At 65.4% G+C, this 14393-nt stretch carries 11 protein-coding genes; 8 read left to right on the top strand and 3 right to left on the bottom strand.

Annotation, left to right across the window (positions count from 1 at the left end; all coding sequences use genetic code 11):
* The 3 genes from AC1DW9_RS11345 to pehA all read right to left on the bottom strand — a co-directional run bounded on the left by AC1DW9_RS11345 (window position 1) and on the right by pehA (window position 4918).
* Window positions 1-1638 (bottom strand): ABC transporter substrate-binding protein, encoded by a 1638-nt coding sequence (locus tag AC1DW9_RS11345; protein WP_441505896.1) that lies wholly within the window; start codon window positions 1636-1638, stop codon window positions 1-3.
* Between the two features lie 71 nt (window positions 1639-1709).
* Window positions 1710-3347, bottom strand: a complete 1638-nt coding sequence (locus AC1DW9_RS11340; RefSeq protein ID WP_441505897.1) for an ABC transporter substrate-binding protein — start codon at window positions 3345-3347, stop codon at window positions 1710-1712.
* Window positions 3314-4918, bottom strand: a complete 1605-nt coding sequence (pehA, locus tag AC1DW9_RS11335; RefSeq protein WP_476776327.1) for a phosphoric/sulfuric ester hydrolase PehA — start codon at window positions 4916-4918, stop codon at window positions 3314-3316. The genes AC1DW9_RS11340 and pehA overlap by 34 nt, the downstream gene beginning before the upstream one ends.
* Window positions 4919-5703: 785 nt before the next feature.
* On the opposite strand from pehA, the gene AC1DW9_RS11330 reads away from it, so the two are divergent.
* The 8 genes from AC1DW9_RS11330 to AC1DW9_RS11295 all read left to right on the top strand — a co-directional run bounded on the left by AC1DW9_RS11330 (window position 5704) and on the right by AC1DW9_RS11295 (window position 14386).
* Window positions 5704-6273, top strand: a complete 570-nt coding sequence (locus AC1DW9_RS11330; protein WP_441489803.1) for a flavin reductase family protein — start codon at window positions 5704-5706, stop codon at window positions 6271-6273.
* Between the two features lie 52 nt (window positions 6274-6325).
* Window positions 6326-7330, top strand: a complete 1005-nt coding sequence (locus AC1DW9_RS11325) for an LLM class flavin-dependent oxidoreductase (protein ID WP_441505898.1) — start codon at window positions 6326-6328, stop codon at window positions 7328-7330.
* Window positions 7331-7356: 26 nt separating this feature from the next.
* A complete protein-coding gene (locus AC1DW9_RS11320; RefSeq protein ID WP_476855088.1) occupies window positions 7357-8709 on the top strand; it encodes an LLM class flavin-dependent oxidoreductase in 1353 nt (450 codons plus the stop codon).
* Between the two features lie 14 nt (window positions 8710-8723).
* A complete protein-coding gene (locus tag AC1DW9_RS11315) occupies window positions 8724-9917 on the top strand; it encodes a M20 aminoacylase family protein (protein WP_441489800.1) in 1194 nt (397 codons plus the stop codon).
* Between the two features lie 23 nt (window positions 9918-9940).
* Entirely contained in the window at window positions 9941-10483 is a 543-nt protein-coding gene (locus AC1DW9_RS11310) for a GNAT family N-acetyltransferase (RefSeq protein ID WP_441505900.1), read from the top strand.
* A gap of 60 nt (window positions 10484-10543) precedes the next feature.
* Complete coding sequence (locus AC1DW9_RS11305; protein WP_441489798.1) at window positions 10544-12346, top strand: amino acid ABC transporter permease/ATP-binding protein; 1803 nt, start codon at window positions 10544-10546, stop codon at window positions 12344-12346.
* 88 nt (window positions 12347-12434) lie between these two features.
* Window positions 12435-13373 (top strand): ABC transporter substrate-binding protein, encoded by a 939-nt coding sequence (locus AC1DW9_RS11300; RefSeq protein WP_441505901.1) that lies wholly within the window; start codon window positions 12435-12437, stop codon window positions 13371-13373.
* Window positions 13374-13453: 80 nt separating this feature from the next.
* Window positions 13454-14386 (top strand): ABC transporter substrate-binding protein, encoded by a 933-nt coding sequence (locus AC1DW9_RS11295; protein WP_441489796.1) that lies wholly within the window; start codon window positions 13454-13456, stop codon window positions 14384-14386.
* Window positions 14387-14393 lie beyond the last annotated feature (7 nt).

Here is a 14393-nt window from a genome sequence, read left to right as displayed (position 1 = left end):
TCACGAGCGGATCCCGCCCCAATTGCGCGCCCTGAAATCCATGACGAAGGCCTGTGCCGCCTTCCACTGGATATCCCGGCGCTTCGCCGTGAAATTCGCTGTCTGGTGCAGCACGGTATAGGCGGGGTCCTCACGCTCGCAGATTTCCAGGATGCGGCGGAACATCGCCTTGCGCCTGGCACGGTCGGTCGAAGTTTCAAGCTCGTCGGACAGCTTGCCCATCTCGTCGTTGCGCCATTCGCCAATCTGCCATTGCTGGCCGGTCGGGCCGTGCTGGGCGGTGATCGAGGCGACAGGATCGTTGAAGGCGGCGCTGTTCGACCAGTCGCGTACCGCCCGCGTCGGCCCCTTTGCCAGAACCTGCGGGAAGTTCTCCTTGCTTTCGATTTCGACGTTCAGGCCGATCTCGCGCCAGCTCTCGATCAGCACCTGCGCCGTTGAAACCTGGCCGGTATAGTAATTGTTGAGCAGCCGGTAAGGAATCGTGTCGCCCTTGTAGCCCGACTGCTTCACCAGTTCGCGGGCGAGTTTGGGATCGAAGGCCGGGACCGCCCAATCGGCGATGAACATGTCGCCGTAGAACTCCCATTGCAGGCCCTTGGGCACGCGGGTGCGCCCGCCCCAGAGCGCATCGACGATGGTCTGGCGGTCGATGGCATGGGTCATGGCCCGACGCACCAGCGGGTTCTCGAGCTGCGGGTGCGTCTTGTCGAAGGTCGTCAGGCGGTGATTGGCGATCAGGCCGCCGAGCACCTCATGACGCGGGTTCTTCTCGATCTCGCTGATCTGGTCAGGCGGGATATCGCAGGCAAAGTCATACTCGCCCGAACGCAGACCGTTGATGCGGGACGCCGTTTCCGGCACCTCGACAAACCGGATCTGCCTAAGCGGCGGCCGGCCGCCCCAGTAGGCGTCATGCGCGACGAGCGTCAGCGACTGGTCCGGCTTGAACTCGGCGATCCCATAGGGCCCTGTGCCGACGGGCTTGCGCGCCCAGTCGAGCCAGCTTCCAGCCTCGGCAAAGGCCTTGCGCGAGACGATGATGCCGACATTGCGCGAGATACGGCCTTCGAGCGTCACGTCGGGTGTCTTGTTGACGAAGCGAACGGTCTGCGGATCGACGATCTCGATTTTCTCGAAGCCCGGGAAGGCTCGCCTCGCCACCGCCACCACCTCGGCGGGCGGCTGCTTGCCGGCGGCGCCGGCAGTCACCGAACCGAATAGCCCGGCCGAGCCCGCCTGCCCCGCTCCGCCCCACATCCGTTCGGAGCCGAAGGAGAAGGCGACGTCCTCGGCAGTCATGGTCTCGCCATTATGAAACGTCACGCCCTGGCGTAGCGTCAGCTCGACGGTGCGGTCGTCGATGCGGCGCCAGGCCGTGGCGAGGCCCGGCCGGAGCGACAGGTCGCCGGCCCAGTCGGTATCGATCAGGCTCTCGGCATAGCTGTAGAAGGTGCGAGTGCCGACATTGGACTGCTCGCGCAGCGTTTCCAACGTGTTGGAATTGGCGATCTTCTGGACCGCGATGGTGATCGAGGGCCGGTTATCGGCCTGCGCGATCGCGAAGCGCGGCAGGATCAGGGCACCAGTCGAGGCCGCGCCGAGGCCAAGCGCATGGCGGCGTGTCAGATGGGTCAAGGAACCCTCCAGAAGTCATCGGAAACAGAAAACGGCGCGCCCTTTCGGGGCGCGCCGCGATAAGACTGCGTTCAGCTCCGGCCGCCCCAGTTCTCGGCGCGGAAATCCATGGCGAAGGCCGGCGAGGCCTTCCAGGCCAGTGCCTTGGGCTTGGCCGTGAAGGTCGCGTTCTGGTGCAGCACCGTATAGGCCGGGTCCTCGCGCTCCGCGATTTCCAGCATGCGGCGGAACGCAGCCTTGCGGCGGGCGCGGTCGGTCGAGGTTTCGAGTTCGACCGAGAGCGTGTTCATCTCGTCATTGCGCCATTCGCCGGCCTGCTGCTGCTGGCCGTTTGGACCGTGCTGGGCGACGATCGAGGAGACGGGATCGTTGAAGGGCGCCGAATTCGACCAGTCGCGTACCGCCCGGGTCGGCGTGCGCTCGAGAATCTGCTGCCAGTTCTCCTTGACCTGGATTTCGACGTTGAGCCCCGCCTCTTTCCACATCTCGACCAGGACCTGCGCCGTGGCAGTCTGGTTGGTGTAGTAGTTGTTGAGCAGCCGATAGGGGATCGGATCGCCCTTGTAGCCGGACTGCTTGACCAGCTCGCGCGCCAGCTTCAGATCGAAGGCCGGCACCGCCCAATCGGCGTGGTACATCTCGCCATAATAGGGCCATTGCAGCCCCTTCGGCACGACGGTACGGCCGGCCCAAAGCGATTCGACGATCGCCTGCCGGTCGATCGAATGTGTCATGGCGCGGCGAACCAGCGGATTTTGCAGCTGCGCATGGTTCTTGTCGAACACCGTCAGGCGGTGATTGAGGATGGTCCCGCCCTGTACCTCGAAGGCGGGATTCTTCTCGATCTGCGAGATCTGGTCCGGCGGGATGTCGCAGGCGAACTGGTACTGGCCGGAGAGCAGCCCGTTGATGCGGGACGCCGTCTCCGGCACCTCGACAAAACGGATCGACTTCAGCGGCGGGCGGCCACCCCAGTACTCGTCATGGGCCTCGAGCAACAGCGAGACGTCCGGGCGATACTCGGCGATCCGGTAGGGGCCTGTCGTGACCGGCCTGGTCGCCCAGTCGCTATAGGTCTTCGCCTCTTCGAAGGCGCGACGATTCATGATCTCGCTGCCATAGCGCGAGATGCGGCCCTCCATCGTCACGTCGGGCGTGCCGTTGACGAAGCGCACCGTGTATTTGTCGACGATCTCGATGCCGAGCAGAGCCGGCCAGGAGCGGCGCGCCACCGCCGGCACTTCCGCCGGCAGTTCCTTGTTGGCGCGGCCACCACCCACGACGAAGTCGACCGAGATCGTCTTGCCTTGCGACGGCTGCGTGTCGCCGAACATGCGCTGTTTGCTGAAGGAGAACGCGACGTCCTCCGCCGTCAGCTCATCGCCGTTATGGAACTTCACGCCGCGGCGCAGCTTGAGCTCGACGGTCTTGTCGTCGATGCGCTTCCACTCGGTGGCAAGACCGGGAACCGTCTCGAGATTGCCGAGCCAGTTGCGGCCGATCAGCCCCTCCCAGATCGACGAGAAGAAGACACGCTCACCGACATTGGACTGCTCGCGCAGCACGTCGAGCGTGTTGGAATTGGCGATCTTCTGCACTGCGATGGTGATCGAGGGCCGGTTATCGGCCTGCGCGATCGCAAAGCGCGGCAGAATGAGGGCCGAGCCGCCGAGCGCTATTGCGCCGCGACGCGTGAAGGAACCGACCATTGTTCATCTCCTGAGGGGGTGGCGTTGGGAGCGCGCTCCTCGAGCCCGCGCGGGCCGGAGCGGAAATGGGTCAGGGTCCGGTCGGCATGGATCAGCCGCCAGGACAGCGCCTTCTGGGCATAGTCGCGCACCAGGGCGTCATAGGCCGGGTCCTCGGCCAGATTGACGAACTGGTGCGGATCCTTGGCGAGGTCGAAGAAGAGCGGCGGCAGCGCGGCGAAATGGACGTATTTGTAGTGCTCGTCCTGGATCACGCAGAGGCTGGACTGATCCATGTGGAGGCCCAGCACCTGCTCCGGCTGGGAGTAGTGCACGTCGCGGAAATCGTATTCGTAGTGCAGCTCGCTGCGCCAATCCGCCGGCCGTCCCTCGCTGAGGAACGGCATCACCGAGCGCCCGTCGCAGGCGCGCGGCGCCTCGCCGCCGAGCCAGTCGAGAATGGTCGGCATCACGTCGACACTCTCGGTGAAGGAGGCCTCGATCGCACCGCGACGCTCATCCGCTCCGCGCGGGTCCTTCACCACCAACGGAATGCGGAAGCTCTCGTCGTTGAAGCCGATCTTGCCGAGCAGGTGGTGGTCGCCGAGCTGCTCGCCATGATCGCTGGTGAAGACGATGAACGTGTCGTCCCACTGCCCGGTCTCGTCGAGATAGGCGAAAACCCGGCCGAGGCAGTCGTCGATCTCGGTGATCAGGCCGCAATAGGTCGCCCGCATCTGGCGGATTTCAGCCTCGTCCAAGGTCGCGCCCGAGCCTTCTGCGCCGTGGAAGAAGGAGCCGCGCTTGATCGAGTCGATGTAGAACTTGGTCAGCGGATGCTGAGCCGCCTCGGCTTCCGGTGATTCCGCCCGCACCAACCCGGGCATATCCTCCGGGCGGTACATCGCGTGATAGGGCGCCGGCGCAACGAAGGGCGGATGCGGACGATAATAGCCGAGATGCAGGAAGAACGGCCGGCCGGCGCGCCCCTTCAGATAGGTCAGCGCGCGTTCGGTGAAGAAGGTCGAGTCGGAGAATTCCTTGGGGATGCGCGACGGCTTGTCGGTCGCGCCCGGCACCGAGTCCTCGCCCTCCGGCAGCCAGATATCCTCGCGCTTTTCCGGCAGTTCGAAGCCGTTCTGCGCCACCCAGCCGAAATAGCCGTCCATATTGGGCTCGAAGGCGCCGACCGAACGGAAACCGTCCATCAGGTCGCCGAGCACGAGGAAGCGCGGGTCGTTCTTCGAGGTCGCACGCGGGTCGGGCGTCGTCGTGGTGTAGCCGATCAGCGCAGGATCATAGCCGATGGCGCGCAGCGCCTTGCCGAGATTGAAATGGCGCTGGTCGAGCGGCACCGTGTTCTGCACGGCGCGGTGGTTCATCAGGTAGAGGCCGGTGAGCAGGCTGGCCCGGGCCGGACCGCAAGGCACGCAGGCCGTGACATGGTTGCGGAAGGTCACGCCCTCCGCGCAAAGGCGATCGAGATTCGGCGTCTTCAGGAAGGGATCGCGCCCCTCGGCCCGCATCAGATGCGGTATGAAATCGGCGCGCCATTGGTCGACGACGATCAGGAGAACATTCTGGCGTTTCATTCTCGGCAATCCAGCTGTGAGGCCGCCTGCCTAGGTCGCCTGGATGACGCCGGGATGACTGTTGGATGAAAGCCAGGGCAGCCATCTTGCGAGTGTTCGCCAAGCTGGAATGGTGACCTTGCGTCTCTGCCCAGCGCGCTGCCGGTGCGCCAGCAATGTCGGAGTTGCGCGCTGACGAAGGCGGGATGCCCCGCAGGTCACGTACGTCCAGCGCATGAGGCAAAGCCTTTCGAGCACCTCGCCGTCCAGAGGCGTTTATCCCGGTTCGAGAGCGATCTTTGAAAAGACGTTTCATTGACCGAAGCAACCTGATGCAGAATGATCATAGTATCGACGGTGTCGATCGCGGGATTTGCTGGAGCAGCTTGCACCGCGTCACCAAAGCTAAAAGCACCACGAATGCATTCGTGGGCTCCCGATTGCTGGAGACACGTTCATGACTGAATCAACATCGAAGAGAATTCCACTTTATATTCATAAAACTGCGTCTGATCGGGCGCATCGATGTTGAACGCTCCTGCGTGCCGGGCCTGAACGGCACCGCGCCCCGCTCCTCCTGATCCCGCGTGGGTAACGCCGCTCAGCTCGGCCGGGGCGGAGCCATGCCGAACACCGTCGACGCCTCGGATTTGGGTCAGACAGTGTTCTGGCCCGCTCGGAACGTCCCACCACCCCTCTTTTCGGCTCGGCCGCTGGCCGGCTCGGTCGGCGAACGCACGGCTTGATCGACAGCCGTTGCGAGATCGCTGCGTCCAAACCCGCCCGCATGGCTTGAAGGATTCCCCATGAGCATCGTCACGCGCTTGCCAACAGCTTCGCCCACGATTCGCGACGAAGCAGCAGCATTCCGTGCCGCTTTCCGCCACCTCGCTGGCGGGGTCAGTGTCATCACGACCGGCGCAGGCGAGGATCGGACCGGCCTCACGGCGACCTCGGTCGCCTCGCTCTCGGCCGAGCCTCCGACCGTCATGTTCGGACTCAACCGCACATCGTCGAGCTATCCGACCCTGCAGCGGTATCGCACCTTCGGCATCAACTTCCTGAATGCGGCGCAGAAGCAGATCGCGGATCGCTTCGCCGGACGGAACGGCGAGAAGGGCGTCGAGCGCTTCCGGCACGCCGAATGGACCACCGCCGCAACCGGCGCCCCACTCCTGGTGGGCACGCTCGCCTCCCTCGACTGCGAAGTCGAGGAACTGATCGAGCGCCATTCCCACAGCATCGTCATCGGCCGCGTGCGGGCCGTCAGATTCGGCGCCGACGAAGCGGCCCTCGTCTACTGGCGGGGCGACTACGAGCGCCTCGGCTGGATGGCGGACGAGGCCGCGGCGGCGCTCGGCCTGCGGGCGCTCTGATTCCACCCGCCCCAAACCCGCACGCAGACCTGCATTCACGAAGGCCGCTCCAATGACCTATCGCCTCAGCCTGCTCGAAAAGAGCCCCGTCTTCGACGACGAGACCGGCAGCATCGCCCTCGCCCGCTCGGTCGCACTTGCTCAGAATGCGGAGCGCTGGGGCTATCACCGTTTCTGGCTCGCCGAGCATCATGGCATGGCGGGCGTCGCCAGTTCCTCTCCGGAAGTGCTGGCGGCCTATATCCTGGCCAGCACCTCGCGCATTCGGGTCGGGTCGGGCGGCGTCCTTCTCCAGCATTACAGCCCCTACAAGGTGGCGGAGAACTTCCACGTCCTCGCCTCACTCGCACCGGGCCGGGTCGATCTCGGCATCGGCAAGGCGCCGGGCGGACTGCCACTGGCCACGCGCGCGCTGCAATGGGGACATGATCCCGCCGTCCGGCGCGAGTTCGGCACGCAGTTGCGCCAACTCGGCGCCTATCTCGATCACGGAACGGACGCTGGCCAGGCCCTCGACCGGCCCCTTGTAGCGCCAATCCCGCCCGAGGTGCCGCAGCGCTTCCTGCTCGGCGGCAGCCCGGAAAGCGCGCGACTTGCCGCCGAACAGGGCTGGCAGTTCGTCTTTGCCGGTCAGCTCAATGGCGATCACGCAGCGATCGAGGCAAGCATCGAGGCCTTCGCCAATGCAGGAGGCCCTGGCACGCCGCTCCTCGCGGTGACCGCGCTGGCCGCCGAGAGCAACGTGGAAGCCGAACGGATCGCGGACGGGCTGCAGATCGTGCGTCTCTACCTCAACGATGGTCAGGCTCTCAATGTCGGCAGCGAAGCGCAGGCCGCGGAATACGCCCGGCAAGCGGGCGTGACCTCCTACCGCACGGAGTTGCGCCGCCCGAGCATCGTCGCCGGCACGCCGGGCCGGGTCCGGCGCGAGCTCGATGCGCTGCACCGGCGCTTCGGCATCGCTGAATTCATCCTCGATACGCCGGCAGCCGCCCGGCAGCAGCGGCTCGCGTCGATCGCGCTGCTCGCCGACGAAGTCCTGACGGCCGCGGCCTGACCACTTTCTCCACCGGAGCACGTTCCATGAGCAAGAAACCCATCACTTTCGGCATCATGCTGCAGGGCCCGGGCAGCCATATGAACTCCTGGCGCCATCCCAGCAGCCCTGCCGATGCCAGCGTCAATTTCGACTTCTTCGTCCGCACCGCGCGCAAGGCGGAGAGTGCCGGCATCGCCTTCGCCTTTGTCGCCGACGGGCTCTACATCAACGACAAGTCGATCCCGCATTTCCTGAACCGCTTCGAGCCGCTGACGATCCTGTCGGCGCTGGCTGCTTCGACCAGCAAGCTCGGCCTCGTCGGCACCGTCTCGACCTCCTACAGCGATCCCTTCACCATCGCGCGCCAGTTCGCCTCGCTTGATCTGATCTCGGGCGGGCGCGCCGGCTGGAATGCGGTGACCTCGCCGCTCGAAGGCTCGGGCCGCAACTATAGCCGGCCGCATCCGGAGCATGCCCTCCGCTATGAGATCGCCACCGAATATCTCGATGTCATCAAGGGCCTTTGGGATTCCTGRGACGACGATGCCTTCCCGCGGGACCGCGAGAACGGCGTCTTCTTCGACAAGGCCAAGCTCCACACGCTGGGGCACAAGGGCCGCTTCTTCCAGGTCGAGGGGCCGCTGAACATTTCCCGCTCCGCGCAAGGGCAGCCGGTCGTCTTCCAGGCAGGCGCCTCCGACGCTGGGATCGGGCTTGCCGGCAAGCACGCGGATGCCGTCTTCAGCAACAATGTCGCACTCGAGGAGGCCCAGGGCTTCTATCGCAGCATCAAGAACAGCGCCATCGCCCATGGCCGCAGCGCGAGCGACATCAAGGTCTTCCCGGGCATCGGCCCGATCGTGGGAGCGACCGAGCGGGAAGCCGAGGAGAAATACCGCGCCATCCGCGACCTCGTCTCGATCGACGAGGCCCTGCTCTATCTTGGCCGCTTCTTCGACCAACACGATTTCAGCACCTACCCGCTCGATCAGCCATTCCCCGAGCTGGGCGAGATCGGCAAGAACAGCTTCCGCTCGACCACGGACCGCATCAAGCGCAATGCGGCCCTGAAGGGCCTGAGCCTGCGCGAGGTCGCTCTCGAAGCCACCACACCGCGGACCGATTTCATCGGCACCGCCGGGGCCGTCGCCGAACGGATCATCGACCGCGTCGAACAGCAGGCGGCAGATGGCTTCATCCTGGGCTTTCCCGTGATTGCCGAGGGTTTCGACGACTTCGCCCGACTCGTCATCCCGGTGCTCGAAGAGCGCGGCGTCTATGACCGCAGCCTGCCCGGCACCACGCTACGCGACCATCTCGGTCTGCCGCGCCGGGAAAGCCGCCAAGTTGGCGAACCTGCGCCACAGCAGGCCGCGCTGGCGCGCTCGGCCGGCTGAGCCGGGGCAAGGACATGACCTTTCACACACCCGGCATCGGCCAGCAAGAGCGCGAAGACGCGGCCCGAGGCGTCGCAGCCTTCGCCGACGCGTTCATCGCATTGCGCCGCGATCTTCATCGCCACCCCGAGCTCGCCTTCGCGGAAAAGCGGACCAGCGCACTCGTCGCGGAGCACCTCGCCGGATGGGGCTACGAGGTCACGACAGGGCTCGCCGGCACCGGCATCGTGGCGACGCTCCGGCGCGGCAACGGCGAGCGTCGACTGGGCATCCGTGCCGATATGGATGCTCTGCCGATCCAGGAAGCAACGGGCCTGGCCCATGCCAGCATCCATGCCGGCGCGATGCATGCCTGCGGCCATGACGGGCATACGGCGATCCTGCTTGCGGCAGCGCGCTATCTCGCAGAAAGCGGGCGCTTCTCAGGCACACTGACCCTGATCTTCCAGCCCGCCGAGGAGATCGGCGCCGGCGCCCGCAAGCTCATCGAGGAGGGGCTGTTCGAGCGTTTCCCCTGCGACGCCGTCTTCGGCCTGCACAATTGGCCGGGCGTTCCGGCCGGACAATTCGGCTTCATTGCCGGTCCGGCGATGGCCTCGGTCGATCAGGCCCATATCACTGTGCTCGGCAAGGGGGGACACGGAGCCGCTCCCCATGAGACGGTCGACCCGGTCGTTGCCGCCGCCGCGGTGATCACGACGCTGCAGAGCGTGGTCTCCCGCAACATCGACCCGCTGGAGGCCGCCGTCGTCACAGTCGGCTCGATCCATGGCGGCACCGCCTCGAATGTCATCCCCGACAGCGTCGAGCTCAGGCTGACGATCCGCTCCTTCAGCAGCACGGTCCGCGAGCAGTTGCAGCAGCGCATTCCGGCGCTGGTGCGTGCCCAGGCCGAGAGTTTTGGTGCAAGGGCCGAGGTCCGCTACCGGCTCGGCTTCCCCGCGCTGGTCAACCACGATGCGGAAACCGCCTTCGCACGCGAGGTTGCGGTGGCGGCCTTCGGCGAAGAACGGATCGAACGGAATTTCAGGCCACGCACTGCCAGCGAGGATTTCGCCTTCATCTCGGAGGCTCGCCCCGGCAGCTACCTCTTCGTCGGCAACGGCGACAGCGCACCCCTGCACAGCCCTCACTACGACTTCAACGACGCCACCCTGGCGCCCGCGGCGACCTACTGGGTCGCGCTGGCGCAGGCCTACCTCTCCTGAACCCGCCGGAAAGGCAGCCCATCATGGCCGACAGCTTCATTTACACCACGCCGCTCGACGCGCGCTCGCAGCCCCTGATCGAAGCGCTGACCTGGGAATACGCGACCCGTTATGGCAGCATTTTCGGAGAGCCGCCTGGTGCCGAGATGAGCCGCTATCCGGCCGAGCTGTTTGCGCCGCCGGATGGCAATTTCGTCCTGCTCGTTCGCGATGGGCGCACGATCGGCGGCGGGGCCTTCATGCGCCACGACCGGCACACGGCCGAGCTGAAGCGGATCTGGACCCACGCCGATTTCCGTCGCCAGGGCTTGGCCCGCAAGGTGGTCGAGGAACTTGAAGCGCAGGCCCAGCGCCAGGGCTACAGCAGGATCTACCTGACGACCGGCTTCCGGCAGCCCGAAGCCAAGGAACTCTACCTGCAGACCGGCTATCGCCCACTCTTCGACATCACGGTCGATCCCGAGGTCCATCTTAAGCTCCCCTTTGAAAAGGAGCTCGGCCCGCTCGCCGGGCATCTGCCGCATGCGTCGGCCAGCGAACGGCCGGGTGCCGCCAGCGCGGCCTGAGCGCCTCCAATCCGACAGAGCGCGGGTCAGACCGCCCCCAGACTCCCGACGAGACCTGACATGACCCTGACCACTGATTTTCGCGCGCTTGATGCGCCGCCGCCGCAACCCGCGCGAAAGAGCGACAACGCGCATTATCGTATCGTGCCGGCGAAATACCCGGCGCGGACCGTCGGAACCGTCTTCTCGGTGATCGTGATCTTCGCGATCCTGAACTCGGTCCTCTCGAACCCACGTTGGGGCTGGGACGTTTTCGCCGAATGGTTCTTTGCCGAGCCGGTCCTGGCCGGCCTCGGACGCACCCTGCTGCTGACCTTGCTCGGCGCCACTTTTGGCTTCCTGCTCGGCACGGCGCTGGCGCTGGCGCGGGTCTCCGGTTCGCCCCTGCTGGGCTCGCTCTCCTGGGGTTATGTCTGGCTCTTCCGCTCGATCCCGCTCATCGTGCTGCTGCTGGTGCTGAACAATCTGGGCTATCTCTACGAGACGATCACGCTCGGCGTACCGTTCACCGAGATTTCCTTCTTCAGCTACCAGACCACCCAGTTGCTTACGCCATTCGCGGCAGCGGTGCTCGGGCTGGCGCTCAACCAGGCGGCCTTCTGCTCCGAGATCATTCGCGGCGGAATTCTCTCCGTCGATCAGGGTCAGTTGGAAGCCGCAGCCGCACTCGGCCTGCCGCGCTCACGCCAGGCCTCGCGCATCATCCTGCCGCAGGCGATGCGCACCATCCTGCCGACCGGCTTCAACGAGATCATCGGTTTGGCCAAGGGCACCTCGATGGTCTACATCCTGGCGCTGCCGGAGCTGTTCTACACGATCCAGATCATCTATCGCCGCAATCTGGAGGTGATCCCGCTGCTGATGGTCGCGACCGTCTGGTATCTGGTTATCCTCAGCGTCCTGTCCTTCATCCAGCATCATATCGAGCGCTATTACTCGAAGGGCGCGCTGCGCAATCCGCCGCCCTCCCTGATCGGCAATGCCCTTGCAAAACTGCGTCGCTCGGCAAGCCCGGCCGTGGCGCAGGTGCCGGTCGCGACATCGGCCCCGCTCCTTCTGCGAGAAGCGGGCACGCCGGTGAGTTGGGCCTCATTCGCCCGCAGCGGCGGCGAGGTTCGCATCCAGGCCGTCAGCAAGAGTTTTGGCCCGCTCAAGGTGCTGGACGATGTCAGCCTGACCATCCCGCGCGGCAGCGTCACCGTCATCCTCGGCCAGTCCGGCTCGGGCAAGTCGACCCTCCTGCGTGCGATCAACCATCTCGAGCGCGTCGATGATGGCTTCATCTCGATCGACGGCGAGCTGATCGGTTACCGCCAGGATGGCGACACGCTCTATGAGCTCAAGGAAAAGGATATCCTGAAGCGCCGCGTCGATGTCGGCATGGTGTTCCAGAATTTCAACCTCTTCCCGCATCTGACCGCGCTCGAGAACGTCATCGAGGCACCGATCACGGTGCGGAACATCGGCCGTGACGAGGCTGTCGCCCAGGCGCGCGAACTGCTGGCCCGCGTCGGCCTCTCCGAGAAGGCCGAAGCCTATCCGCGCCAGCTTTCCGGCGGTCAGCAGCAGCGCGTGGCTATTGCCCGCGCCCTCGCACTTCGGCCGAAGGTCCTGCTCTTCGACGAGCCGACCTCGGCGCTCGATCCAGAACTGGTCGGCGAGGTGCTCGACGTCATCAAGGAACTCGCCAGCTCCGGCACCACGCTGATCGTGGTCACGCATGAGATCGGCTTCGCCCGGGAGGTCGCCGACCGGGTCGTCTTCATGGAGCAGGGCCGCATTCTCGAAACCGGCTCGCCCGAGAAGGTTTTTGGGGCTCCCGACCACCCGCGGACCCGCGAGTTCCTCGCCAAGGTTCTCTAGCGCCTGGCCAGAACCGGCGAGCGCAGCGGGACCTGCGCTTCCCCCGATGATCCGAGCCTGTCCCGATCCCTCGCATGGAGTTTTCAGCATGGCCGCAAGGACCAGATCCCTTTCGCTCGGCTTCGGCGCGCTCGCCGCAGCAGCCGCCTTCCTCACCGTCCCTGCCATAGCCCAGCAGGTCTTCGATCTCAGCCCGGAACAACCCGGCCGCCCCCGTGCGGAGAGGAACGAGGAGGCACTCAAGCTGGTCGCCAAGGACGCCAAATTCGCCAGGGATGGCGTCTTCACCGTCGCCATCGCCTCGCAGCGCCTTCCCTTCGGCGCCTATGGCACCGACACAAGGACGCTGGTCGGCTCCGAGCCCGACATCGCCCAGCTCGTCGCCGACAGTCTTGGCCGGAAGCTCGAGATCGTCAGCGTCGCCTGGGCCGACTGGCCGCTTGGTGTCGCCTCCGGCAAATACGACGCCGCAATCAGCAATGTGACCGTCACCGAACAGCGCAAGGAGAAGTTCGACTTCTCCACCTATCGCAAGGACCTGCTCGGCTTCTACGTCAAAGCCAGCAACCCGATCACCATCACGGAGCCCAAGGATGTTGCCGGACTCAAGGTCATCGTCGGTTCCGGCACCAACCAGGAGCAAATCCTGCTGCGCTGGAACGAGCAGAACCTCAAACAAGGCCTGAAACCGGTCGAGGTGCAGTATTACGACGACGACGTCGTGCTCTATCTCGCACTCGAGACAGGCCGGGCCGACGTCTATCTCGGCCCCAACGCCCTGCTCAGCTTCAAGGCCGCCCGCGAAGGCAAGACCAGACTCGCGGGCAATTTCAGCGGCGGCTGGCCGCTGCTGGCCGAGATCGCGGTGACGACCCGCAAGGGGAACGGGCTGGCGGAAGCGATCACCCATGCCCTCAACACCCAGATCGCAAACGGCAATTACGGCAAGGCGCTGACCCGCTGGAATCTCGGCCCAGAGGCGGTCGAGAAATCCACCACCAACCCGCCCGGCCTGCCCAAGAGCTGAGGCCCTTGCGCCGCCGCGCGACAGCGGCGGCGCTGACGTCCTTTAGCGAAGCGGCCAATTCTGGAACTGGAAGGACGATCATGATCGGGCGACGAGCCATTCTCTCGCTGCTGCTTGGGGCGGCGACCACCTACTGGAATTCTGCCCCCGCCCTCGCGCAGCCCTTCGATCTCGGCCCGGAGCAGCCGGGCAGGCTTCGCGCCGAACGGAACCCCGAGGCAATCAAGGCCATCCCCAAGGGCTTTGTCTTCGTCGAGCCGGGCTCGCTCACCGTCGCGATAAGCCCGAGCGGCCCGCCGCTCGCCACCTATGCGACCGACGCCAGGACCGTCGTCGGTGCCGATCCAGACTTTGCCCAGCTCATCGCCGACAGCCTCGGCCTGAAGCTCAATCTTCTGCCGATCGCCTGGGCCGACTGGCCGCTCGGCCTGGCCTCGGGCAAATACGATGCGGTGATCTCGAATGTCGGCGTCACCGAGCAGCGCAAGGAGAAATTCGACTTCTCCACCTATCGGCAAGGCCTGCACGGCTTCTATGTGAAGGCCGAGAGCCCGGTGACGTCCATTAGGGAACCCAAGGACGCGGCAGGCCTGCGCATCATCGTCGGCGCCGGCACTAACCAGGAGCGCATCCTGCTCGCATGGAGCAAGTTGAATGTCGCAGCCGGGCTCAAGCCACTCGACCTGCACTATTACGACGACGAGCCGACCAAACTGATCGCACTGCTCGCCGGCCGCGCCGACGTCATCGTCCAGCCGCATGCTCAACTGGTCTTCATCGCCGCACGCGACCGCAACATCCGGCGAGCCGGCACTCTCAGCGCCGGCTGGCCTCTCAAATCGGATGTCGCGATTACGACGCGCAAAGGCAGCGGTCTCGTCGACGCGCTGACTGCCGCCACCAATGGCCTGATCGCCACCGACAAGTACCGCCAGGCGCTCGCGCGCTGGGGACTTGAGGAAGAGGCTCTGGAGCGCTCCGAGACCAATCCGCCAGGCTTGCCCAAGTCCTGAAGCCGAC

Source organism: Allobosea sp. P4_E12 (genome assembly GCF_056401655.1).
The sequence above is the reverse complement of the archived record's forward strand: the minus strand, read 5'-3'. Positions and strand labels throughout refer to the sequence as shown.

Coding starts and splice junctions, on each gene's coding strand:
- AC1DW9_RS11330 (WP_441489803.1), top strand. CDS start 5,704: ATGAGCATCGTCACGCGCTTGCCAACAGCTTCGCCCACGATTCGCGAC.
- AC1DW9_RS11305 (WP_441489798.1), top strand. CDS start 10,544: ATGACCCTGACCACTGATTTTCGCGCGCTTGATGCGCCGCCGCCGCAA.
- AC1DW9_RS11340 (WP_441505897.1), bottom strand. CDS start 3,347: ATGGTCGGTTCCTTCACGCGTCGCGGCGCAATAGCGCTCGGCGGCTCG.
- AC1DW9_RS11315 (WP_441489800.1), top strand. CDS start 8,724: ATGACCTTTCACACACCCGGCATCGGCCAGCAAGAGCGCGAAGACGCG.
- AC1DW9_RS11300 (WP_441505901.1), top strand. CDS start 12,435: ATGGCCGCAAGGACCAGATCCCTTTCGCTCGGCTTCGGCGCGCTCGCC.
- AC1DW9_RS11310 (WP_441505900.1), top strand. CDS start 9,941: ATGGCCGACAGCTTCATTTACACCACGCCGCTCGACGCGCGCTCGCAG.
- pehA (WP_476776327.1), bottom strand. CDS start 4,918: ATGAAACGCCAGAATGTTCTCCTGATCGTCGTCGACCAATGGCGCGCC.
- AC1DW9_RS11295 (WP_441489796.1), top strand. CDS start 13,454: ATGATCGGGCGACGAGCCATTCTCTCGCTGCTGCTTGGGGCGGCGACC.
- AC1DW9_RS11325 (WP_441505898.1), top strand. CDS start 6,326: ATGACCTATCGCCTCAGCCTGCTCGAAAAGAGCCCCGTCTTCGACGAC.